The 23,923-nt window shown below is 63.8% G+C and carries 19 protein-coding genes and 1 pseudogene; 10 read left to right on the forward strand and 10 right to left on the reverse strand.

Annotated elements, in window-relative coordinates; all coding sequences use genetic code 11:
- The 4 genes and pseudogenes from CCR95_RS03050 to CCR95_RS03065 all read left to right on the forward strand — a co-directional run.
- Positions 1–212: pseudogene (locus CCR95_RS03050) on the forward strand (hypothetical protein); the annotation flags it as partial.
- A gap of 7 nt (positions 213–219) precedes the next feature.
- Positions 220–1,182 carry a prolyl aminopeptidase gene (gene pip, locus CCR95_RS03055; protein WP_201091741.1) on the forward strand — a complete coding sequence of 321 codons (963 nt, stop codon included), beginning with the start codon at positions 220–222 and terminating at the stop codon, positions 1,180–1,182.
- A 31-nt stretch (positions 1,183–1,213) separates the two neighbouring features.
- Complete coding sequence (gene dtd / locus CCR95_RS03060) at positions 1,214–1,651, forward strand: D-aminoacyl-tRNA deacylase (protein ID WP_201091742.1); 438 nt, start codon at positions 1,214–1,216, stop codon at positions 1,649–1,651.
- A 214-nt stretch (positions 1,652–1,865) separates the two neighbouring features.
- Positions 1,866–3,128, forward strand: coding sequence for a hypothetical protein (locus CCR95_RS03065; RefSeq protein WP_201091743.1), 1,263 nt, complete (start codon positions 1,866–1,868; stop codon positions 3,126–3,128).
- 42 nt (positions 3,129–3,170) lie between these two features.
- Here CCR95_RS03065 and CCR95_RS03070 read toward each other — a convergent pair whose 3' ends face one another.
- Both CCR95_RS03070 and CCR95_RS03075 read right to left on the reverse strand, forming a co-directional pair.
- Positions 3,171–3,551, reverse strand: a complete 381-nt coding sequence (locus CCR95_RS03070; RefSeq protein ID WP_201091744.1) for a clan AA aspartic protease — start codon at positions 3,549–3,551, stop codon at positions 3,171–3,173.
- A gap of 15 nt (positions 3,552–3,566) precedes the next feature.
- Entirely contained in the window at positions 3,567–4,106 is a 540-nt protein-coding gene (locus CCR95_RS03075; protein ID WP_201091745.1) for a hypothetical protein, read from the reverse strand.
- A 198-nt stretch (positions 4,107–4,304) separates the two neighbouring features.
- On the opposite strand from CCR95_RS03075, the gene CCR95_RS03080 reads away from it, so the two are divergent.
- A complete protein-coding gene (locus tag CCR95_RS03080; protein ID WP_201091746.1) occupies positions 4,305–4,703 on the forward strand; it encodes a hypothetical protein in 399 nt (132 codons plus the stop codon).
- A gap of 4 nt (positions 4,704–4,707) precedes the next feature.
- Here CCR95_RS03080 and cysS read toward each other — a convergent pair whose 3' ends face one another.
- Positions 4,708–6,096, reverse strand: a complete 1,389-nt coding sequence (cysS, locus tag CCR95_RS03085) for a cysteine--tRNA ligase (RefSeq protein WP_201091747.1) — start codon at positions 6,094–6,096, stop codon at positions 4,708–4,710.
- A 323-nt stretch (positions 6,097–6,419) separates the two neighbouring features.
- Between cysS and CCR95_RS03090 the strand changes: the two genes are divergently transcribed.
- On the forward strand, positions 6,420–10,730 hold the full coding sequence (locus tag CCR95_RS03090; RefSeq protein WP_201091749.1) for a PAS domain S-box protein: 4,311 nt from the start codon (positions 6,420–6,422) through the stop codon (positions 10,728–10,730).
- 208 nt (positions 10,731–10,938) lie between these two features.
- Positions 10,939–11,427, forward strand: coding sequence for a peptidylprolyl isomerase (locus CCR95_RS03095; protein WP_201091751.1), 489 nt, complete (start codon positions 10,939–10,941; stop codon positions 11,425–11,427).
- On the opposite strand, the gene CCR95_RS03100 is transcribed toward CCR95_RS03095, so the two are convergent.
- Positions 11,424–13,049, reverse strand: coding sequence for a methyl-accepting chemotaxis protein (locus CCR95_RS03100; protein ID WP_201091752.1), 1,626 nt, complete (start codon positions 13,047–13,049; stop codon positions 11,424–11,426). The two genes, CCR95_RS03095 and CCR95_RS03100, sit on opposite strands and share 4 nt — an antisense overlap.
- Before the next feature lie 330 nt (positions 13,050–13,379).
- On the opposite strand from CCR95_RS03100, the gene hldE reads away from it, so the two are divergent.
- Entirely contained in the window at positions 13,380–14,819 is a 1,440-nt protein-coding gene (gene hldE, locus CCR95_RS03105; RefSeq protein WP_201091753.1) for a bifunctional D-glycero-beta-D-manno-heptose-7-phosphate kinase/D-glycero-beta-D-manno-heptose 1-phosphate adenylyltransferase HldE, read from the forward strand.
- The gene (waaA, locus tag CCR95_RS03110) at positions 14,816–16,117 is read left to right on the forward strand and encodes a lipid IV(A) 3-deoxy-D-manno-octulosonic acid transferase (RefSeq protein WP_201091754.1); all 1,302 of its coding nucleotides are present in this window, start codon (positions 14,816–14,818) and stop codon (positions 16,115–16,117) included. The genes hldE and waaA overlap by 4 nt, the downstream gene beginning before the upstream one ends.
- On the opposite strand, the gene CCR95_RS03115 is transcribed toward waaA, so the two are convergent.
- A complete protein-coding gene (locus CCR95_RS03115) occupies positions 16,110–16,688 on the reverse strand; it encodes an isochorismatase family protein (RefSeq protein WP_201091755.1) in 579 nt (192 codons plus the stop codon). The two genes, waaA and CCR95_RS03115, sit on opposite strands and share 8 nt — an antisense overlap.
- A gap of 657 nt (positions 16,689–17,345) precedes the next feature.
- Between CCR95_RS03115 and CCR95_RS03120 the strand changes: the two genes are divergently transcribed.
- Positions 17,346–17,936, forward strand: a complete 591-nt coding sequence (locus CCR95_RS03120) for a LamG-like jellyroll fold domain-containing protein (RefSeq protein ID WP_201091756.1) — start codon at positions 17,346–17,348, stop codon at positions 17,934–17,936.
- A 91-nt stretch (positions 17,937–18,027) separates the two neighbouring features.
- Here the strand turns inward: CCR95_RS03120 and CCR95_RS03125 are convergent, their stop codons facing one another.
- The 5 genes from CCR95_RS03125 to CCR95_RS03145 form a co-directional block, all read right to left on the reverse strand.
- Positions 18,028–18,543 (reverse strand): hypothetical protein, encoded by a 516-nt coding sequence (locus CCR95_RS03125; RefSeq protein ID WP_201091757.1) that lies wholly within the window; start codon positions 18,541–18,543, stop codon positions 18,028–18,030.
- A 35-nt stretch (positions 18,544–18,578) separates the two neighbouring features.
- A complete protein-coding gene (locus CCR95_RS03130) occupies positions 18,579–19,187 on the reverse strand; it encodes a hypothetical protein (RefSeq protein ID WP_201091758.1) in 609 nt (202 codons plus the stop codon).
- A gap of 72 nt (positions 19,188–19,259) precedes the next feature.
- Positions 19,260–20,714: a DUF294 nucleotidyltransferase-like domain-containing protein gene (locus tag CCR95_RS03135; RefSeq protein WP_201091759.1), complete on the reverse strand. Its 1,455-nt coding sequence runs from the start codon at positions 20,712–20,714 to the stop codon at positions 19,260–19,262.
- 51 nt (positions 20,715–20,765) lie between these two features.
- Positions 20,766–21,140 carry a response regulator transcription factor gene (locus tag CCR95_RS03140; RefSeq protein WP_201091761.1) on the reverse strand — a complete coding sequence of 125 codons (375 nt, stop codon included), beginning with the start codon at positions 21,138–21,140 and terminating at the stop codon, positions 20,766–20,768.
- The gene (locus CCR95_RS03145; RefSeq protein ID WP_242523030.1) at positions 21,137–23,920 is read right to left on the reverse strand and encodes an ATP-binding protein; all 2,784 of its coding nucleotides are present in this window, start codon (positions 23,918–23,920) and stop codon (positions 21,137–21,139) included. Before CCR95_RS03145 ends, CCR95_RS03140 begins: the two co-directional genes overlap by 4 nt.
- Positions 23,921–23,923 lie beyond the last annotated feature (3 nt).

The raw sequence follows: 23,923 nt of genomic DNA on the forward strand, positions 1-23,923 counted from the left end.
AGGCGGGGATCGCCATGGACATCGATCTGGCGGTTTTCGCGCCCAGGATGAGCGATCGGCAGTTTAGCCGTTTGTGGAATGACATCGATGACTTGCCCATCGTGTTCAAGATCGACCTGCTGCATTGGGATCGTTTGTCCAATGAGCGCCTCAAAGACAAAATCCTGGACGAGGGGCCAACCTTTTTTCGCCATCGCGCATCTGACGACTGACAACCGAATGGACACCAACAGACAAGACCTTTATCCGATCGCCGAACCCTTCGCGACCCATGAACTGGTCGTGGACAACGGTCACCGTCTTTATGTCGAGGAATGCGGTCGCCCCGACGGTATCCCGGCCATCTTCCTACATGGCGGTCCCGGTGCCGGATGCGAGGCGGCGCATCGCGGTTTCTTCGATCCCGAGCGCTATCGGGCGGTGCTGTTCGATCAGCGCGGCTGCGGACGCTCCACGCCCCATGCGTCGCTGACGGCCAATACCACCTGGGATCTGGTCGCCGATCTCGAACGCATCCGCGAGCGACTCGGCATCGAGCGCTGGCTGGTCTTCGGCGGTTCCTGGGGCTCGACCCTGGCTCTGGCCTATGCCGAAACCCATCCCGAGCGGGTCGCCGCGCTGGTGGTGCGGGGGATCTTTCTCTGCCGGGACGTGGAGATTCGCTGGTTTTATCAGGATGGCGCGAACTGGATCTTTCCCGATGACTGGGAGGATTATCTGGCGCCCATTCCGGCGGACGAACGGGGCGATCTGCTGGCGGCCTATCACCGGCGGCTCGCCGGCGCGGACGAGGTGGCGCGGATGGCGGCGGCCAAGGCGTGGTCGGTCTGGGAGGGGCGCACCGCGACCCTGTTGGGCAACCCCGGCATTCAGGCGCATTTCGCCGATCCGCATGTCGCGCTCAGTCTGGCGCGGATCGAGTGCCACTACTTCGTCCATCGTGCCTTTCTCGAACCCGATCAGTTGCTGCGCAACGCCCACCGCCTGGCGCCGATTCCCGGCGTCATCGTGCAGGGCCGCTACGATGCCATTTGTCCCATGCGCTCGGCCTGGGATCTTCACCAGGCCTGGCCGACGGCCGATTTTCAGGTGATCGCGGACGCGGGGCATTCGGCCTTCGAGCCGGGCATCCGTCAGGCATTGGTTGCGGCGACCGACCGTTTCGCGCGCGAACTCGGATGAGCCGGCATCGCAAAGGCACGGGGAGCGGGCGGTGATCGGTCTTCTGCAACGGGTGAGTCAGGCGCAAGTCGAGGTGGCGGGCGAGTTGATCGGTGCCATCGAGCGCGGTCTGCTGGTGCTCGTTGGCGTACAGCCAGGCGATACCGAGGCGCGTGCCGACCGCCTGCTGGAGCGTCTGTTAGGCTATCGCGTCTTTCCCGATGCCGATGACCGCATGAATCTGAGTCTTCGCGACATTGGCGGCGGGCTGCTGCTGGTGCCGCAATTCACCCTCGCCGCCGACACCCGCAAGGGGACGCGCGCGAGTTTTACCTCGGCCGCTCCGCCCGCCGAAGGGGAACGACTCTTCGCGTATCTGGTCGGACAGGCGCGGATCGCCCATCCGCTCCTTGCGACCGGGCGGTTCGGCGCGGAGATGCGGGTGACGCTGGTCAACGAGGGGCCGGTGACGTTCTGGCTGGAGGCTTAAACCGCGTCCATGACGGTCTGCGTCGTTTTGAGTCGTCCGCCGTGTTTGCGCTCACCTGTGAAATCCGAGTCGACGCGGTTTAATTCATTAATTTTTAAATATTTAAACCGCGCCCCGCCGACCGTCCATGGTGACGCAAAGCGAGTTGAAGAGCCACGAAACGACGTTTCTCGCTCTGGGCGCGGTTTAAACGTTCATCCTGAAGCGGTCTCTCATGCGCCTACATTCCTTCCTGGTTCCGATCTTCATCGCTTCCCTGCTGATTGGTGGCATCGGTCCGCTGTGGGCGGAAGACGCGGCGGCCCCGCCGACTGGGGATGTCTGGAGCCTGACCCGCGAGACGGCGACTGGATGGTGGGAGCAGTCCCGCGACTACGCGGGGCAGGCGCTTGAGGATGCCCGCCGTCTGCTCTCCGACGACCGGGATTTCGGGCGTGTCTGGGATGCGGCCATCCCGAAGCTGGAAGGTGCGCTGACCCTGGAGGAGCGTCAATCGGAACTGCCCGAATCGGCCTGGTTCGGCGCCGATCAGGCGTCCAATCGCGCCGAGATCGACAAACTGCTCGATCAGGCGGTGGACATCCTCTCGGTGTCGCCCGCGCTCCGCCATCGCGACCGCATCCAGGCGGTGCAGACCGAGATCGAAAAGGCGCGCGCGGAGATTGCCGAGTACCGCCAGAAACGGGTGTCGGCGCCGAGCGAGTCGACGATCGGCAAGACGGTCGCGGATTACGACCGCCTGATCGAGATCCGCGAGGACGACATCGAACGCTTGAGTCGAGAGGCGGACAGCGTCAAGCGGGAGTTCGCGCAAGAGCTTCGCGCCATGGGGCTCGAACTGGGCGACGAGCAGGTCGAATTCCTGCTCTCCACCGTGGTCGGCGACAATCTGGTCGACCTCGGCATCCTGTTCGACAACGTCAAGTCCATCACGCAGCAGCTCGAACGGCTGGTGGCCGAGAGCGGCGAGGATCTCCAGAGCGCGCGGCGCTATTACGGTCTTTACGTTGTGCTGCTGCGGGCGCTCCAGCGCATGCATCTTCAGATCGAGGAGGCGATCGGCGAGCAATATCTGCCCCAGATCGACGGCATCGTCGCCCAGGCGCAGGCACTCTCCGGCGAGACTCGGCGTCTGCTGCATGTCTCGCCCGACAAGCAGGCGCTGCTGACCTCCAATCTGGAGGCGCAGCAACTCACTATCGAGGCCGCCGGCGTCTATCGTCAATATCTCGACGAGCAGGCCCGACAGGTGCGCAAGGCGCGGCAGGAACTGGATCGGGACATCGACGCCGCCTGGAACACCTACGAGACGGTTCGGGTCTCCGGGGAGTTGGTCGGTCTGGTCAAATCCAGTCAACAGTTGCTGGAGAGCTTGATGAATCGCCAGATCCCGACGCTGCGTCCCTTCGAGAATCTGGAAATGCAGCGCGAGTTTCAGAAGTTGACCCAGCAGTTGCGCGGAGAAGAAGGGCGTTAGAATCCCCGCTTTTGTAAGGCGGTCATGAAAGGTTCATTGCCGTTACTTGACGCGCGCATGAGGAATATTCGGACTGTCCGGATTGACCATGATCGTTTGTCGACTCGGAGACAAAACGAGATCCATGTCCTCCATGGGAACGGCGCCCAGCAGCACTTCATCTCCCATCACTAGCGCCCCCACGAAGCACAGGCGATTTTCAAAAGCGACTTTCAATGGGCCAACATAAGGCACGCGCATGGAGCGGCCATCGGCGACCGTCACCTCCCGCAAGGATTCGGTTGGCAAATCGAGCTGCAAGGCAACGTGCTCGGGGATACAGAGCATGAGCGCCCCTGTATCCACGAGCGCCTGAAGCGTGATGGGATTCAACTCCGGCTTGCGTGGATTGCTCAACGTGATATCAGCGAACAAGTGCCCCATAACATTTGCTCCGACTTATGGCGCATACGGATAAGGATCGGCCTGCCCCAGCGGGACATACCCGAAGACGATCTCGCCCTGGGTGCCATCGTCGAGCGCGAGCTTGCCGATCCCGTTGCGACCGTCGCTGTCGCGAATGATGTCGGCCCAGCCGCTGCGGCCATCGTCGCAATAGACATCGTAGATCGCGTCCGGCGATCCCGCGAAGGCGTTATAGCTGCCGCGGCAACCATTGCGACCATTGGATACGCGGAAACTTGCCTGAGAAATATCGGACTGGTAATGGCCCAGATAGACATCCTTCTCCATCATGACCGCGAAGGGGCCGGAGGTGGAGTGGCCCGGCGGCAGCGTATTGGCCCGCGGTTGCTCGAAAGAGTCGAGCACCTGACTCAGACAGGACGGATAGTCCTCCAGATCCAGATGCCCGCACAGTCGCTGACCATAATCCTCGGGCGTGACCGTGGTGGCGATACCGCCCAAATGGCTGGGCGGAAAGAGCCCGCAGCCCCCGCACAGAATGGATAAACCGACGATGGCGACCGATCGAAACATCGACTTTCTCCGCTGAAACCGCGCCCGGCGTGGCAAGTGTTGTTGGTGTATCAAGCATGACCAGGGTTAAAGTTTAGCCTGATCGCGGCTTTGGGCGTGACGCTGGATCACGCACAATACAACGATTTCCGGCTACAGTTCAGGGTGGCGCGTCATGGGACGCGACCCTTATGTCTTTCATGACACGGAGTGATCCAGATGAGGTTCGATTTCCGCTTTTTACTCTCTCGCCGCCGATCCGTCCAGAAGACCGGCATTCGCGCGGGTATCGGTCTGCTGTCCCTGTTGCTGCTGGTCTCCTGCGCCAGGCCGCTGGTGCTCGACGCGACCTTGCCCCAGCAGATCGCCGAACTCGGTTGTATCGGCGAGTGTCGCGCGACGCGGGAAGCGTGCAATGCGGATGCCCGTGACGAGTACCGCCAATGCCAGGCAGGCTACGGCTCGTCGTTTCGCGTGTACCGCTGGTGTCTCGCATCCGCGAGCGAACAGGGCGAGTGCGGTTACCCCTGGTGGTCCTGCGCCGAGAATCGCTTTGGTTACTGCACGAATCGTTATCGCGAATGCGAGAGCGCCTGTCGGCCTCCGAGCCGCTTCTGACGGGCTACATGGACGCCCGGCGCCAGATCGTGCCCTGTGGATTGTCCTCCAGCACGATCCCGGCCTCGGTCAGAACGGCGCGGATCCGGTCGGCCTCGGCCCAATTCTTCGCGGCGCGGGCGGCGATGCGCTGTGCGATCAAGTCGTCGATGTCGCGAGCCGCAAGCCCGCCAGCCGTCGCATCGCCGCGCAGATAGCGCTCCGCGTCGTCCTGGAGCAGGCCAAGTACTTCGCCCATTCGCCGCAATTCGGCGCCGAGGGCGGCGGCGCGATCAAGCTCGTCGGCGCGTACCCGATTGATCTCCCGCGCCAGATCGAACAGGACGGCCAGGGCTTCCGGGGTATTGAAATCATCGTCCATGGCCGCGTTGAAGCGTTCGCGGAAGGTCTCGCCACCGGCCGGCTCGGTCGTGGGCAGACCGCGCAGCGCCGTGTAGAACCGGGTCAGTGCGGCGCGGGCATTCTGGAGATGCTCGTCATCGTAATTCAGCGGGCTGCGATATTGGCTGGTCAGGATGAAATAGCGGATTTCCTCGGGCCGATAGCGTTGCAGAATCTCGCGCACGGTGAAAAAGTTGCCCAGCGATTTGGACATTTTTTCCTCGTTCACGCGCACGAACCCGTTGTGCATCCAGACATTCACGAAAGGCTCGCCGGTCGCGCCCTCGGACTGCGCGATCTCGTTTTCATGGTGCGGGAACTGGAGATCGGCGCCGCCGCCATGGATGTCGAAATGGTTGCCCAGGGCACAAGTGCTCATCGCCGAGCACTCGATATGCCAGCCCGGCCGTCCCGCTCCCCACGGCGAATCCCACGCCGGCTCGTCCGGTTTCGCGGCCTTCCAGAGTGCGAAATCGAGCGGGTCGCGCTTGGCCTCGCCAATCTCGACCCGCGCGCCTGAACGCAGATCCTGCGGATCCTTGCCCGAGAGCTTGCCATAGTCCGGAAAGCGGCTGACCGCATAATAGACATCGCCATTGTCGGCGACATAGGCGAGTTCTTTTTCGATCAGGGTCTGAACCATCGACAGGATCTGATCCATGTGCCCGGTCGCCCGCGGCTCGTCGGTGGGCGGAAGGATCCCAAGCGCCTCCGCATCCTCGTGCATGGCCTGGATGAAACGCTCGGTCAGCGCCGGGAAGGGCTCGCCGTTCTCGGCCGCGCGGCGGATGATCTTGTCGTCGATATCCGTGATGTTGCGAATGTAGGTGACCGCATAGCCCAGCGTCTTGAGGTAGCGGTACACGACATCGAATGCCACCAGCACCCGCGCGTGGCCGAGGTGACAGTAGTCGTAGACCGTCATGCCGCAGACATACATGCTGACCCGACCGGGCGCGATGGGTTGGAAAGTCTCTTTCTGACGGGTCAGGCTGTTGTAGATCTGTAGCATTGGGAGGATCTGGTTCGATGGTGACCGAAACGAAGCTCTAATGGTAGCAAAGACGTCAGGATTGTTTGGCGAAATTGGTCTGCTCGGGTGCGACCGCAACGGATGTCTGGCTGGGCTAAACAAGAGTGGAGACAAGGCATTGCCTTGTCTCTACTACCCCAGCAGATTGGCAATGACGCATCACTGTTGGTCGCGCCCGGCCTGCTCGCGACCGGCGCTCCGCCAGGCGGCGTTGAACACTCTCCCGGAGATGGTCATCCGCTAGCCGTTCGTGCATATTATGATCATAAAGCCAAGAAACGCGCGCCATAGGCGCTCAGCTTATGTCGCAGCCACCCACCGCGCCCCTCCAGGAACTCTCGGATCAGGACGAACCTTACCCACCGATCGACGGCGATACGCTGTTCTCGCTCTCGCTCGACATGCTCTGCATCGCGGATCTCGACGGGCGGTTCAGGCGACTCAATTCCGCCTTCAGCGAGACGCTCGGTTACTCCACCGAAGAACTGCTGGCGCACTCCTACTTCGATTTACTCCATCCCGATGACCATGAGCGCACGCGCGCCGAGCTGGAGCAACTGCGCCGGGGACACCCGACCGTACACTTCGAGAACCGCTACCGTTGCCGGGATGGCGCCTGGAAATGGTTGTGCTGGCGTGCCCAGCTCATTGCCGCGGGGGATCTGGTCTACGCCACTGCGCACGATGTCACGGATCGCCGAAACGCGGAAGACGCCCTGCGGACGACGCAGACGACCCTGACCAGCATCATCGACGGCACGCGACTCGGCACCTGGGAATGGTGTGTCCAGACCGGGGCCACCGTCTTCAATCCTCGCTGGGCCGGGATGCTCGGCTATCGGCTCGACGAACTGGCACCGATCTCCATCGAAACCTGGATGCAACTGACGCATCCGGAGGATGTGGCGGAAGCCCAGGTACGGTTGCAACGCCATTTTGCCGGCGCCACGGACAATTACGAATGCGAGATCCGGATGCGCCACCGCGATGGGCATTGGGTGTGGGTGCAGGATACCGGCAAGGTCATCGTCTGGACCGCGGATGGCCAGCCGCTGACGATGGTGGGCACCCATCGGGATATTACGGCGCGCAAGCAAACCGAGGAGGAGTTGGAACGGCGGGTCGCCGCGCGCACGGCGGAACTGCGGGAGAGTCGGGAACGGCTGCGCGCTACCCTCGAGCATTCGCCGGTCGGCATGACCCTGATGACGCTCGATGGCGGCTGGCTCGATATCAATCCGGCGTTCTGCCGCTTCCTCGGCTATGACCGGGACGCATTGCTGGCGATGACGTCTCAATCGGTGACCCATCCGGAAGACCGGGAAACCTCGGCGGAGTTGTTCCGCGCGACGCTTGAGGATGGCGTCGAGCGCCAGGAACTGGAGAAGCGCTATCTACACAAAAATGGACACATCGTGTGGGGGCTCCTTAGCGCCTCGCTGGTGCGGGACGCGGCAGGCAATCCCGACTACTTTATCGGACAGATCCAGGACATCACGGCACGCAAGCGGGTCAGCAAGGCGCTGACCGCCAGCGAGCATTTCAAGCGGGTGACGCTCGATGCGCTGGAGACTCACGTCGCGGTCCTCAATATGGATGGCGATGTCATCGCCGCGAATCGCGCCTGGCGCCTGTTCATGACCGAGCATGGCCCGGAGTGCGGGCATGCGAGCGAAGGCATGAATTACCTGGCGGCCTGCGAACGGAGCGCGGCGGCGGGTCGCCAGCCCGCGGCCTGGATGGCAGACGCGGTGCGCGCCGTCGCCGGGGGGACGCGCGTGGACTGGTTTCAGGAATATCGCTGTCAAACCGCGCGGGGGGAATGCTGGTTTCATGCTCGCATCAGATCTTTCCATGTCAACGCCTCGCTGTACCTGCTGATCGCGATCACCGATGTCTCCGCCTTGAAGACGGCGCAGCAGGCCGCCGAACGCGCGCAACACCTCTTCCACGATTTGTTCGACTTTGCCCCCGACGCCATCGTCATGACTGATCGAGAGGGGACAATCCGGTTGGCGAACCGCCAGGCGGAGTGCCTCTTTGGCTGGTCACGCACGGAGTTGGTCGGTCAGCCTATCGAGGTTCTCATCCCGGACAGCGCCCGCACGCGCCATCCTGCCCTGCGCAAACGCTTTCAGGAATCGCCCGCCCTGCGACCCCTCGCCGGGACGCACCGCGACAGCCTGCGGGGGCTGCGCAAGGATGGCAGCGAGTTTCCGGCCGAGATCAGCCTCAACCCCATGGAGACCGAGGAGGGTCCGATGGTGGCGGCGGCGGTGCGCGATCTCACCGCGCGTCAGGAACAGGAGGCCGACCGCGCGGCGCGTCTGGTGGCGGAACAGGCAAGCCTCGCCAAATCGGCCTTTCTCGCGATCATGAGTCACGAGATCCGCACGCCGCTCAACGGCATCATCGGGAGCGTGGATCTGCTCGCCAGGTCGAACCTCGATCCGGCGCAGCGGGAACTGACGGACACGATCCGCGAGTCGGCAATCGGCCTGCTCGGGGTGATCAACGACATCCTCGATTTCTCCAAGATTGAGGCGGGCCGGATGGCACTGGAGCGCGAGCCCATCTCGCCGCGGCAGGTGGTGGAAACGGTCTGTGGCGCGCTTCAGGCACTGGCGGCGCGGCGCGGGGTGAGGCTGCGGATGTTCACCGATCCCCGGTTGCCCGCGGGCATTCTCGGCGACAGCCTGCGGCTGCGCCAGATCCTCAATAACCTGCTTTCCAACGCCATCAAATTCTCGAGCGCGGAGGGTCGGCGGGGAGAGGTGGCGATCCGCGTCGAGCCGGTCGGTGGAGCCTGGTTGCGGTTCACGGTGAGCGACGACGGCATCGGCATGACACCCGAGGTTCAGGCCAAACTCTTCAGCCCCTTCGTGCAGGCCGAGACCTCGACCACGCGCCGCTTTGGCGGCACAGGCTTGGGACTCTCGATCGTGCAGAGCCTGCTCGAACTGCTGGGAGGACGCATCGAGGTCGAGAGCGCGTCGGGGCAGGGGACGACCTTTCGAGTCATCCTGCCGTTTGAGCCGGCCCCCGACCCCATGCCACAATGCCGCCCCGATCTCGCCGGCCTGGAGTGTCTGGCGATCGCGCGCGAGGCGGGCCAGGCGGACGACTGGTGCCGCTATCTGGAGCATGCCGGCGCGTGCGCGGAGTCGTTCCAGGATTGGGAAGCCGCCGCGCGGAGGCTGACCCCGGACGCCGCCGGGCGCCAGGTTCTGGTGTTGGAAGCCGAGCCGAAGGTGGCCGAACACTGGCGCTCGGAGCTGCCCGTCACTCCCTTGCCGGCGCTCGTGATCGTCGATCGCGGGCGGTGCCTGCTCGGACCCGGCGTGGTGCAGGTGGATCTCACGGCTTTGACCCAGGAGGCCCTCTTGACCGCGGTTGGCATCGCGGCCGGACGCCTTACCGCGGAGCTGCCGGCGCCGAACGTCGACGCCATGAACATGGCCTGTTCTCCGCCGGATCGCGCGGACGCCATCGCGCAGGGGCGTCTGATCCTGGTGGCCGAGGACAACGAGGTCAATCAGAAGGTGATCCGCCGCCAATTGAACTTGTTGGGGTTTGTCTGCGACCTGGCCGACAATGGACAGAAGGCGTTGCTGGAGTGGCGACAAAACGACTATGGCGCGCTGCTGACCGATCTGCACATGCCGGAAATGGATGGCTACGAACTGGCACGCACGATCCGAGCGGAAGAAGGCGACAGTCGCCATCTGCCAATCGTCGCACTGACAGCGAACGCCTTCAGTGAGACCGCTAAACTCTGCCGCGACATCGGCATGGATGACTTCCTCACCAAGCCGGTCGTCCTTGAGCAACTCATGGCCACGCTGGAAAAATGGCTGCCGCCACTGTCCGCGCCCGCGCCCGCGCCGGCTATCCCCGCGTCGCCGGGCGTCCTCGCGGAGGCGCCGCCCCTGGACGAGCGCGTGCTGGCGCAACTGGTCGGCGAGGATCCCGACCTGATCGCCGAGTTGTGGTCGGACTTCAGCCGGACGGCTGAGCAGTGCGCGGACCGGATGCGGGCCGCGGCGTCCGCCGCCGACTGGGAAAGGGTTGGCGCGGTGGCCTATGAACTCGAATCCGCGTCCTTCACCGTCGGCGCCTTGCCCCTGGGCGGCTGTTGCCGGTGCATCGGGCAGGCGGTCAGGGACGGCGACCGCGACGCCATCGCGGACTGGATGGGCAGGTTCGATCAGCGTTTGGCCGCGGTCCAGGCCGTGATCCAACGCAAATCGCCAGGGCTTCCAGTGGATGCGCTCACGCTGGACGAGAGGGTTTTGATTCGGTTGATCGGCGACGACCCCGCCTTGATGGTCGAACTGTTTTCGGATTTTTGGAGTTCGGCGGAGCAGGGCGCGACCCGGATGCGGGACGCGGTGGCCGTCGCCGACTGGGAGACGGTCCGCGCGGTGGCGCATGGGCTCAAATCCGCCGCCCGTTCCATCGGCGCACTGCCCCTGGGCGACTGTTGCCAGCGCCTCGAGCAGGCGGGCAAGGCTGGCGATGGTGCCGCCATCGTCGAAGGAATGCGTCCATTTGAAGAGCGCCTGGCCGCCGTGCTGGCCGAGATCGAGAACAAGGGGGAGCCCCGTGCCTAATATTCTATTGATCGACGACGATCCGCTTCAGCTCAAGACGAGGATCTGCCGGACTGGCTTGCCGGGTGGGCGGGCGCGTCTGCGGGATTGACTGGCGGGTTGCGACGAGCCGCCGGTGGCTTCCTTGTGGCTTTCCCGGATGCCATAAAGCCCTTACCATGTGACGCATCATTCATTCAGTTCCACTTCACAGAGAATCCGACACACCATGATCAAATTCACCACCAGCCATGGCGACATCCTCGTCGAACTGGACGCCGAAAAAGCGCCCAAGACCTGTGCCAACTTCGAGCAGTATGTCCGCGACGGTCATTATGACGGAACCATTTTCCACCGCGTCATCGATGGCTTCATGGTTCAGGGCGGGGGCATGACCCCGGATTTCAGCCCCAAGCCGACCCGCGTGCCGGTCGAGAACGAGGCGAAAAACGGTCTCAAGAACCTGATCGGAACGCTCGCGATGGCGCGCACCATGGATCCCCATTCGGCCACCTCGCAGTTTTTCATCAATGTGGCCGACAATGGTTTTCTGGACTATCCCGGTCAGGACGGCTGGGGCTACTGCGTCTTCGGGCGCGTGGTCGAAGGGATGGAGCATGTCGAGGCCATCAAGGGCGTGAGCACCGGCACCCGCAATGGCCATCAGGACGTGCCGGTCGCGGATGTCGTCATCGAAAAGGCCGAGATCGTCGATTAAACCCGGAAGCGGGAAATCTGCCGCTTGAGATTCATGGCTATGGCTTCGAGCCGATTCGCGGTGTCCGCCGTGCCTCGGATCGTGACCGTCGTATCCTCGACCATCCGCGCGATCTGATCCACATGCCGGGCAATGGAGTTCGACGCGGCGGCCTGCTCGCGGGTGGTGTCGGCCACCTCGTGGATCCGCTTCAGGGTGTGGCTGGCGCCGTCCTCGATCATCCGCAGCGATTCGGACGCGGAATTGGCCAGTGTCACGCCGACATCCAGTTCCGGCAGGGCTTTGTTCATCGCCTCGACCGCGCCTGTGGTGTCGCTTTGAATGCCCACGATCATTTGCTCGATCTCCATGGTCGCCGTGGAGGTGCGTTCGGCCAGTTTTCGGACTTCGTCGGCCACCACCGCGAAGCCGCGTCCCTGTTCTCCCGCGCGTGCCGCCTCGATGGCAGCGTTGAGCGCGAGCAGATTGGTCTGGCCCGCGATCCCCTTGATGACGCCCGCGATGGAGGAGATCTGGTTGGCGCGTTCTTCCAAAGCGCGGATCCGATCCGAAGTGTCCGTCATGGTCATCGCGATGGTCTGAATGGCATGGCTCGCCTGGTCGGCGCGTTCGCGTCCCTGGCTGGCCAGTTCCATGGCGTCGCTTGAATCGCTCTCGGTTTCGCGGGCATTCGCGGAGATATGCGAGGAACTGACGGTGAGCTGTTCGATGGCGGCGGCCATCGACGAGGTTGCCTCCGACTGCTGGCTGGCGGCGGTGGACACTTCGTTGGAGGCCCGTTTGATTTCGGCGGCATCTTTGACGAGCGAATCGGCTTCGCCGTCGATCTCGATAACCAAGCCGCGCAGCGAGGCAATCATGGTGCCCAGGGAGTCCAGCAGGCTGTCCGGCGGAGGGTCGCCCACCGAGACGGCGAGATCGCCCTGCGCGACCTGCCGCATGGTCGATTGCGCCGCGGTCGGTTCCCCGCCGAGCTGAGCCAGCACGCTGTTGCCGATCAGCCATCCCAACAGACCCAGCCCGATCAGCAGCACGCCCGAGAGACCGCCGAGGAGGATGGCGATGGCGCGATACTGTCTGTCGATGTCGTCGATATAGATGCCGGTGCCGATCACCCAGTTCCAGGGAGCGAAGAGTGCGCTATAAGACAGCTTGGGCTCGGCCTGCTGTTGTCCGGCGCGGGGAAACCGGTAGTCGACGAAGCCGCCGCCCTGGCGGGCGGTCGTGACCAGTTCCTGGATCAGGTATTTGCCGTCGGAGTCTTGCAGGTCTTTCTTGTTCTGTCCTTCGAATTCAGGTTTGGACGGATACAGCACATAGACGTGATTGGTATCGAAAATAAAATAATAGTCGTTCTCGGCATAGCGAATCTCGCGCAGGCTCTCCCGCGCGGCCTGTTGCGCCTCCGGCTCGGACAGCTTGCCTTCCTGTGCGAGTCGATGATGGTGGGCGAGGATGCCCATGCCGACCTCGACCAGGTTGTGGGTCTTGTCCTTGCGGTCTTCCAGCATGTTTTCCTTCAATTGAAACAGGGAGACGAGACTGATCGCAAGCATGCCCAGCAGCATCAGGGCGGCCAGCAGCCTGATGCGGGTTGCAACTTTTAACTGCTTAAAAAACATGGCTTCTCCAGGGTTTTACAATGAAAGCAGGAGTAACTGCATCCAGCAACAGAGATGGGTGTAGAGAAAAAACGGATTGCGCGAACAGGATTGACAGCAATGCGTGCATTCTAAACCGCCTCCCGGTATGACATGCGCTGTTTTCGAGTCCGACTTGGGTTTGCCTGAATCGGCCGTGGCCGCGCACGCCAGCGAAACGCCGGGGACGGGCTTCACGCGTGTCATGCCGGAAGCCCATCCCCGTGGACCGCTGGTCGTCCTGACCGCAAAGGTCGCCAGGCGGCGGCGGTTCCGGCTAGACTCGGGTTCTTGCCGTCCCTGGAGCCGACCTTGAGCCTCATCCAATCGCCAGCCTTTCCCGACTTTACCCGCGCGCGCGTTCTGGTGGCGGGCGACCTCATGCTCGACCGCTACTGGAGCGGCGCGACCCGGCGCATTTCGCCCGAGGCGCCGGTGCCCGTGGTGCAGGTGGAGCGGGTTGAGGAGCGACCGGGCGGCGCGGCCAATGTCGCGCTCAATCTGGCCGCGCTCGGGGTGCGTACCGCGCTCGTCGGCATCACGGGCGCGGACGAGGCGGCGGATCTCCTGGCCGAGCGGCTCGCCGGCGTGGGGATTGCGACCCGGCTGCACCGGCGCGCCGATGTGCCGACCGTCACCAAGCTGCGGGTTCTGAGCCACCATCAGCAGTTGATCCGGCTCGACTTCGAGCAATCGCTCGCGCCCCGCGACGGGGACGCGGATCCGCTGCCGGCGCTGCTCGCGGAACGGCTCGCCGACGTCGATCTGCTGCTGCTCTCGGACTATGCCAAGGGGACGCTGGCGAATCCGCAAGCCCTGATCGCGCTGGCCCGGACCGCGGGGATCCCGGTCCTGGTCGACCCCAAGGGGCGGGATTTCGCCCGGTATCGGGGCGCGACACTCCTGACCCCCAACCGGGGCGAACTGGAGGAGATCGTCGGGGTCTGTGGAGACGACGTGGCGCTGATCGAAAAAGGTCAGCGGCTGCGTGTCGAACTCGATCTGGATGCCCTGCTGGTGACGCTGGGCGAACGCGGCATGCTGTTGCTGCGTCCGTCGGCGGAGGCGCTGCATCTGCCGACCCAGGCGCGCGAGGTCTTCGACGTGACCGGCGCCGGCGATACCGTGATCGCGACCCTGGCCGCCGCGCTGGGCGCCGGGGTGGAACTCGCCGAGGCTTGCGCCCTGGCCAATTGCGCGGCGGGTCTCGCGGTCGGCAAGCTAGGGACCGCCACCGTGAGCGCCCCGGAACTGGAGCGGGCCTATCGCGGGACCGAATGGCAGACCGTCCTGCTCCAGGACGCGCTGGTCGCGGCGGTCGAGACCGCCCGCGCACGCGGCGAACGGGTGGTGATGACCAACGGCTGTTTCGACATCCTGCACGAGGGCCATGTCGCCTATCTTCAGCAGGCTCGGCGGCTCGGCGACCGGCTCGTCGTCGCCGTGAACGACGATGACTCGGTGCGTCGACTCAAGGGTGACGGTCGACCCATCAATGGCGTCGAACAGCGCATGGCGGTGCTGGCCGGGTTGGCCTCGGTGGATTGGGTCTGCGCCTTCTGCGGGGCGACTCCGGAAGATCTTATCTGCCGCGTCAAGCCGGATCTGTTGGTCAAGGGCGGCGATTATCGGCCCGACGACATCGCTGGCGCGGATTGCGTGCGCGCCAACGGGGGCGAGGTGCGGGTTCTCGATTTTCTGCCGGGGCGCTCCACTAGCCTGATCCTTGACGCGCTGCGCCAGACCCGATGACGCTCGCCGTCTATACCCTGTTGCTGCGGTTGGCGCTGCCGCTCGCGCTGGCGCGGCTCTACTGGCGCGGTCTGACAATCCCGGCCTATCGGCATCGCATCGGCGAGCGACTGGCCTGGGGCGCGCCCGCGCCGCGCGTCGGGATCTGGATTCATGCCGTGTCGGTCGGCGAGGTCCAGGCCGCCGAACCGCTGATCCGGTCGCTGCTTGAACGCACCCCCTCCCGCCGGATTCTGGTCACCACCACCACCCCGACCGGTGCGGCACGTCTGCGCGCGCTGTTCGGGGACGCCGTCTCGCATCGCTATACGCCCTTCGATCTGCCCGCGATTCTGGAGCGCTTTCTCGATCGGACACGGCCACGACTGGCGATCGTCATGGAGACCGAAATCTGGCCCAACACCCTGAACCTCTGCGCGCACCGGGGGATTCCGGTGGTTCTGGCGAACGCCCGTCTGTCGGAGCGTTCGGCGCGCGGCTACGCCCGGATCGCCGGTCTGACCCGTGCGACCCTGGAGCGCTTCGCGCTGATCGCCGCCCAGGCGGACGCGGACGCGCAACGCTTCATCGCACTCGGAGCCGATCCGCGACGGGTGCGCGTCACGGGCAGTCTCAAGTTCGATCTGCGCCCGCCTGACGACCTGCCCGCGCGGGCGCGGGAGATGCGTCGGCGGTGGGGCGAACGCCGTCCGATCTGGGTCGCGGCCAGCACCCACGACGGCGAGGAAGGGCCGTTGCTGGAAGCGCATCGGCGCGTGCTGGAGCGGATTCCGCGCGCGCTGCTGGTGCTGGTGCCGCGTCACCCCGAGCGTTTCGAGCGCGTTGCCGCGCTGGTCGAGCGGTATGGACTGTCCCTGGCACGTCGCAGCCGTCATGACGCCTGTCGGGATGAGACGGCGGTCTTTCTCGGCGACACCATGGGCGAGTTGCCGGTCTTTCTGGCCGCCGGGGATGCGGCCTTTATTGGCGGCAGTCTGGTGCCGACCGGCGGTCACAATCCGCTGGAAGCCGCCGCCGCGGGCGTGCCGGTGGCGACTGGGCCACACACCTTTAACTTCGCGGCGATCATGGACATGCTGGTGAGCGAGGGTGCGGCCGCGCGGATTGAGGGCGCCGATGCCCTGGCCGAGCTCATGATCGACTGGCTGACGGACGCGGAACGGCGGGCGGGTATCGGCGCGCGGGGCCGGCGGGTGGTGGCGCGCAACCGGGGTGCGCTGGAGCGACTGATCGACCTGATCGAGGGGCTGATCGGGGAATCGCAAGACGCTGGCGATTCCCCTCGAAAGATTATTTGAAGAGCGACCAGACCTCGCGGAACTGTGCGTCGGTCGAATCGCCGATCCACTCGAACCCGACCGACTCGGTGCAAACGACCTGAATGCCGCAAGCGCGCATGCGTTCGAGCACGTTTGCCTTATAAGAAGGCTTGCGCGAGATGATGCCATCGGCGGGCACGAAGACCTGATAGCCCCAGCGCTGCAGTCCGGAGACGGTCTGCGCGATGCAGATATGGGCCTCCATGCCGACGACAATTAACTGCCGGCGCTCCGGATGTGCGGAGATGTTGCGCTCGAAACCGGGCGCGGTGCAGCAGGAGAAGGCGGTTTTCTCGGTCGGTATGGCCGCCTCTGGCATGTTGGCGCCAATCGCCTCGATGATGGGACCGAGCCCCTTCGAGTTGTGCTGGGTGGCGATGACCGGGATCCCAAGGGTCTTGGCCGCGGTCATCAGCCGGTTGATATTGCCGACGACCAGATCCAGCTCATCCTGGGGCATGGCGGCGGCGAGACGCTCCTGGGCGTCGATGATCAGGAGTTGCGAGAATGCCCGCTGGCAAAGCGGCATCGGAGCCTGATGGGTGCTCATTGGAAAGTCCTCGGATCGATTATTTTTAGATGTCGCCCAACCCGCATCGGCCATGGAAATCGTCGTGGCTCCTGATCGACTGGGTTCGCTCGAACAGGACCGTCGGAGCCGGCAGCGGATAGAAGGGCGGTTGGAGTTTGCGCTATTCGCCCCGCTTGGATCAAGGATTAAGCCGGTCGAACATTTGCCCCGCTGGCGTTTTGCGCATGCTCCGGAACGCTATGCTTTCTGATCGTCTAAACTCGCGAGTAAGCTGAGGTTATAAGCAAGTGAGCCGCGTTCATCATGAATGGCGTCATTGCGAGTGACCGGCCTGGCTGCCCTGAATCGAATGCCCCCTTGAGGCGGACGCAATGAGGAGTGTGTTCCATGATTCGGTCAACAGATCCGCGCAATACCTTTTCCCTGACCTCTCTGCGGTATCGGCGAACTGACTTCCGGGGCGGCCGATCCGCTGGAATCGCGGCTCAGGCAAATTCCGTCTGGCGTCATGTTTGCTCGGCATTGTTTCTTTGTTTGGCGGCTTTTGCAGCGTGTCCTGGGCCGGCTGTCGCCATCGATCTGAATGCCGGCCGCGTTGTGCATTACTCTTTCGACTCGTATCGATTCAATCGGATTGTGCTGGATCTCTCGGGACAACGGAATCACGGAACCCTGGTGTATTTCGATGTGCCTCCCGTGCTGGAAGTGGGCCACAATGGGACTGGTCTCGCATTGATCTTCGATCGCGCACGACAACAGCGGATCGATGTCGGCACTGGCGCCCAGCCCTCTCTCGACTTGACCCGTTTCACCATTGCCGCCTGGATCAGGATTACCGAATCCGATACAGAGGAAAGAAACTGGGAGATCGCGGAGAAGGACTACGCCTACTGGCTCAATGTCCGCAACGGTCATGATTCGCCACGCACCGCATATCGACTTCGTTGTGGGGCGATCATCAATGGCGTGCAGCGTTCGGTCGATAGCGATCTTCAAGTACCCCACGACGGAACCTGGGTGCATGTCGCCGGGACATTCAACGGGTCTTTTCTGCGCGTTTATATCAACGGCGCTCGACGCGGCTCCTTAGCCGTGGCTGGCCAAGTGACCAAAAACGATTATCCTCTGGCGGTCGGGGCCAACAACAAGCCCTTCGAGTTCCCCGAGGATCCATTTCACAACTGGATGACTGGTGCGATGGATGACTTTCGTCTTTATCGACGCGCGTTGACGGGAGCGGAGATCAAGGCGCTGGCCAAGCAGTGACGACCGGCGCAGTGGCGCTTGGCCTTCGATGCTGACGTTGAGATGGAGGGACGCGCGATGTGGTCCCTGTCCATCCCCTCAGGCGGAGGCCTTAGTGACCGCCTGAGTATTTTGCAACGAGCCGTTTGATTTCAGGGAGATTTTTTTCGTACCATTTCTTGGTGCCATAGAATTTGGCGATCCGAACCCGATCCACATAGAAGCCCCATCCCGGCTTGCCAAGCGGTTTTTCCTCGCCACGGTCAATCCGCTCCTTGATCCACCGTATATCCGGCGGAAAATCTTCCTCGACATAGGGATCGGTTAACGATTTGTTCTTGACGACGCGGTAGGTCAACTTTTTGAATTCTTCCGAATTTTTTAGGCTGCTCTCCATTCCGGACGCTTCGCTTTCCCAGTGCTTGCAATAGGGACAATCCATGGCACTCCAATACACCAGCAAGAGTTCGGGCGTCGAAGAGCCTTGAGTTTGCGCGACTAAAGAGGATGGAAGTCCCAGCGCGGCGATAAGCACGAAGATGTATCCAAGCCATTTTTTCATTGCAAAGAGCACCTTTTCGAGTTGGCTATACGGTCTTGATGCAAGAAAGATCGCTTCGTGAGGCAAGCTCAGGTTTCGACCGGGGAGTCGAAACGATGCCTTTAGTTGGTGAGCGCCTTCTGGATAGCGTCCAGATCCAGCGCCTCCAGATATTGCTCGACCGCCTTGGAATCCTGAAGCTTGCTGCCCTTGCCCTGAATCACGAGACGGTTGCCGACCATGAGGGTGATCTCGTAGGCGTCGCTGTCGGCGGCATGTTCGAGCATGCCGCGATTGCCCTTGAGCGAATAGGTTTTCATGTCCTGATTCGACTGCATCACGAAGGGCATGGACATCGCCATGGTCAGCATCGGCATCATGGGCGAGTCCGCCATCAGACTCAGGGTGACCTCCGCGCCATCCTCCCGGAAATAGCGCCGGCTCAGGGTGGTTCCGGTAATCATCGCCGCCATCCCGCCGGACTGGGATTCGCCGGTATCGGCCTGCCAGCCGGCCAGCGGCTCGGGCAGCAGCTTCAGAAGACCGGCCGTCATCTGTTCCTGAATCTTGGCGATCGCGAAATTGAGCGTCTCCACCGCCGTGCGCAGTTCGCCGGATTCATAGGCCTTTTTCGCGCTCTCCAACTGGTCGGTGACGTCATCGGCATTGACCGCGCCGCTCAGACTCAGCGCGGTGGCCAGGGCGAGAATGGTGTATCTGCGTGTCATCATGGTTTTGCTACCTTGGGTTATTTGAAAAAAAACGTGAATTCGGTGATCGGCCAATGGAGCCGGCCATCATGATTAGAGTCCGAACTCCTGACGCAACCGGATCTGGAGCTTGCGCGCCTGCCGGAAGGCTTCCTTGAGCATCAGCCGATGCAGTTCGTTGAGATCGTCCGGATCGACGCGATTGACCGCGTCGGGATCCTTGCTCTGGAGCTGCTGGTTGATGCGAAAGCGCTGGATCAGGTGGAAGGCCTCGACCTCGGCCGCGGTGTCTTCGCGGCGGCGCCCGCGCGTGTCGCCCGACGCGCGCAGCCGCTCGGCGGTGCTGGTGGCCCAGATGCCTTGCTTGAGCGACCAGAGTCGGGCGGCATCCATGAAATAACGGGCGCCCTGAAGTTTGAGGTCGATGGTGTGCGGGAAGTCGCGATTGCGGTCGAAGGTGAACTGACCGGCCCAGCCGAGCGGCGGCGCGGCGCCGAGCGCCAGCTCGGCGAGCGCGTGAAAGAAGCGGCCGTGACTCGGTGCCTCGGCGATCAGCCAGGCGCGCAACCGGTCCACGGGCTCGCTGCTGCCGTAGAGCGGGCGAAAATCGAAGAAGATGGTGCTGTGCAGCAATGCCTCGGGGTCCGGCGTCCACAGCCAGTCGGTGAAGCGTTGCTGCCATTGTGCCGCGCTCAGGCACCAGTTGGGGTTGCCGGCCATGATGTCGCCCCGACAGCGCTCGAAACCGCAATGATGCAAGGCCCGATTGACCGCCTGAGCAAAGGGCAGGAAGGCTTCGCGCAGCGCTTCCGTGCTCTCCGGATCCGGCGGGACGAACAGCAGACCGTTGTCCTGATCGGTGGCGAAGGTCTGCTCCAGACGCCCTTCGGAGCCGAAGATCAGCCAGCACCAGGGGACGGGCGGCAGCTCGAACTCATCCTCGATGAGTTCGACGATTCGCATACCGATCAGATCGTTGAGCCCCGACATCCACTGACAGAGCGACTCGACACCCATCCCCGCGTGGAAGAGTTCGGCGCCGCGCCGGCGCACCCGATCCGCCGCGACCGTCATGGCGTCCAGATCGCGGGCGGCGCCGATGTCGGCGATCAACGCCTCCGCGCCGCCGGCACGCAGACCCAGCAGGTCCGCCGGGCTGATCAGGCCGAACAGACGGCCATCCGGCTCGGTCAGCAGCAGATGACCGACGCCCTGCTTCGCCATCATGACCTTGGCGCGATGGCTGGGCGCATCGGCGGCCAGGGTCAGCGGCGCGCCGACCATGTGCACCGCGACGGGATCCTCCAGGCCGCCGCCCTCGAAGCTGATGACATGCAGCATTTCGCGCAGGGTGACGAGCCCCAGCGGCAGTCCGGTCGCCTCATCGGCGATGACAGCCGCGTCCTCCCGGCCCTGACTGATGCGATAGAGGGTCTCGCGCAGGGTGGTCGCGGGCGTGACCACCAGCGGTTGTCCGTGCGCCAGCGAACGCAGGGAGGCGTCATCGGGTCCGCTGACGTTGGGTTGGCTCTCGCTCTCGGTCATCATGGGCACTCCGCTCGTCACTTGCTTGCCGCGAATCGACATGAAAACGGGGGGTTAATCGGTACTCGCGAGCAGTTCCTTGACCTTCTCCACCAGCGCCTTGGTCGAAAAGGGTTTCGGCATGTAGGCATCGGCGCCCAGCGCGAGGCCCTTGTTCTGCTCGGCCTCGCGTCCCTTGGCGGTCAGCATCAGGATGCGGGTGCCGGCGAGGGTCGGGTCCGCCCGTACCGCCTCCAGCACCGCGAAACCGTCGAGCTTGGGCATCATGACATCGAGCACGACCAGGTCCGGTCGATGGGTGCGCACCGCCGCCAGACCGGCCTCGCCATCGCGCGCCACGCGCACCTCGTGGCCCTCGCGCATCATCAGGAATTCGAGTGAAATGACGATGTTGGGTTCGTCGTCGACGATCAGAATGCGCTTGCTCATAAGGGTGCCTTATGGTCGAAAGGGTCCACGGGATGGGCGGGAAGCTCGAAACAGAGGTTAGCACCTTTTTGGGGCGCGTTTTCAGCCCAGATGTGTCCGCCCAGATTCTCGACGATCTGGCGGCTGATGGGCAATCCCAGCCCGGTGCCCGCGGGTTTGGCGCCATCGATCGTCGCCTGGCGGAATTTCTCGAAGACCAGCTCCAGTTCGGCCGGCGGGATCCCCGGTCCATTGTCGCTCACGCAGACCCGCCACGGCGGATCGCCCGGATCGGTGCCGCGCGCCATAGACTGGGACAGCTTGACTCCCAGCTCCCCGCTTCCCGCAGGGGCAAATTTGGCGGCATTCGACAGCAGGTTCACCAGCACCTGGATCAGGCGGTCGCGATCGCCCCAGACGAGCGCCGGTTGCGCGGGCAGGTCGAGTCGCACCTGAATGCCGCGATCCTCGACGAGTTGCCCGGTGGCCGTGACCGCCTGTTCGATGACCTCCTGGAGCGTGACCGCCTCGGTGCGCCAGTCGGCATGACCGGATTCGATCTTGGCCAGATCCAGCACCTGATTGACCAGGCGCGACAGACGCTCGGTCTCGCTGACCAGGATGCCGAGAAACCGCTTGCGCTGCGCGAGATCGAGCCTCGGATCGTCGAACAGGATCTCCGAAAAGGCGCGGATGGAGGCCAGCGGGGTGCGCAGCTCATGGGTGACCGACGAGATGAAATCGTCCTTCATCCGGTCCAGTTCCGTCAGACTCAGATTGGCCGCCCGCAGATCGGCAGTGGCCGCTTCCAGAGCCTGCGACTTCTGTTCCAGCTCGTGGCTGTAGGCGCGGACCTGAGAGGCTTCGTCGAGGATATCGAGCACCTCGTCCAGACCCAGGGCCTCCTCCTCGGTGACCGAGGCGACCATCACCCGCGCGGAGGCGCCGCCGATGGCGCCGGACAGCAGGGTCTCGGCGAACGCGACCGTTTCGGCGTCCGCCGGCAGTCGAGCGGGGTCGGCGATCCCGCGCGCGCGGGCATGGCGGGCGAAGGCCTCGCGGGTGCGCGCGACCCCGAGGAAGCGTTCGGTTAGCGCCATCAACTCGGCGATCTCGGCGCGGCCGCGCCAGAGCGGCAAGCTGGTGGGATGGCGTTGACGCAGGGCGTCGACGAAGAGGCGCGCCTGGGTGGCCTCGACGGCGTTCGGTTCGCGCAGCGAGGAGACCAGCAGGAAGGCGCCGAGATTGGCGGTCAGACTCCAGAACAGGCCGTGGGTGATCTCGTTCCAGCCGACCAGTCCGAACAGGGCGAGCGGTGCCAGCAGATCCATGCCGCCCGGTCCGGAGTCCATGAAGGCCGGCGGGAGCCAGCCGGAGCGGGCGAACGAGGGCAGCAGCAGGGTATAGATCCAGACCAGGAAGCCGGCCAGGAGTCCGGCCAGCGCGCCCTCGCGGGTGCCGCCGCGCCAGTAGAGTCCGCCGATCACGGCGGGCGCGAATTGGGCGACGGCGACGAAGCTGATCAGCCCGATGCTGACCAGCGCGTAGGCTTCGCCAGCAAAGCGATAGTAGAGATAGCCGAGCACCAGAACCAGGACGATGGCGCCGCGGCGGATGTCGAGCAACAACCGGCCCAGGTCGGCGGCGGGCGGCTGCCGGCGCCAGTGGCGCATGAGGGCGGGCAGGATCAGGTCGTTGCTGACCATGGTCGAGAGCGCGATGGTCTCCACGATCACCATCCCGGTCGCGGCCGACAGACCGCCGAGAAAGACCAGCAGGGCCAGCCAGGGTTGGGCGAAGGCGATCGGCAGGGTGAGCATGAAGGTATCGGCGTCGACCCGGCCATCCGGGAAGGTCGTCAGACCGGCGATGGCGATCGGGATCACGAACAGGTTGATCAGCAGCAGATAGAGCGGAAACAGCCAGATGGCGCGGCGCAGATGGCGCTCGTCGCTGATTTCCACCACCGCGACCTGAAATTGCCGGGGCAACAAGATGACCGCCAGACCAGCCAGCAGCGAGATTGCGAACCAGTCCTGGAAAGGTGCGAGACTGGGCTCCAGAAGCGGTTTGAGCAGTGTGGCAAGGCGTGCGTTCTCGACGGGATTCGGCGGTTCGGGGCCACCCAGACCCAGGAAGCCGAGGGTCACGAACAGCCCGACCGCCAGGAAGGCGACGAGCTTGACGATGGACTCGAAGGCGATCGCGGCGACCATTCCCTCGTGCCGCTCGCTCGCGTCCAGTTGGCGGGTGCCGAAGAGGATGGTGAAGGCCGCGAGCAGCAGGGCGACGACGAAGGCGGTGTCGCGCCAGAGCGGCAAGGCGGTATGATCCGGCATCCGCACCTCGGGATAGTGCTGCAGGATGGTAAAACTCCAGGCGATGGCCTTGAGTTGCAACGCGATATAGGGCACCACGCCGATCACCGCGATGACGGTGACCAACCCGGCCAGCGCCTGGCTCTTGCCATAGCGCGAGGCGATGAAGTCCGCGATCGAGGTGATACGCTCGGACTTGCTGACCCGGACCATCTTCAGCAGCAAAGAACCCCAGAGCAGGGCGATCAGGGTCGGGCCAAGATAGATCGGCAGGAAGCCGAGGCCGCTGTCGGCGGCGCGTCCGACGCTTCCGTAGAAGGTCCAGGCGGTACAATAGACGGCGAGCGAGAGGGCGTAGACGGTCGGGTGTCCAGTGACGGGGTGCCCCTGATCGGCGCGGCGATCCGCCCAATAGGCGATCGCGAACAGCAGTCCGAGGTAGACGAAAGAGACGCTGACGATGAACGGACCGGTCATGATCATGGC

Origin of the sequence: Thiocystis minor, assembly GCF_016653465.1 — a bacterium.
Lineage (GTDB): Bacteria > Pseudomonadota > Gammaproteobacteria > Chromatiales > Chromatiaceae > Chromatium > Chromatium minus.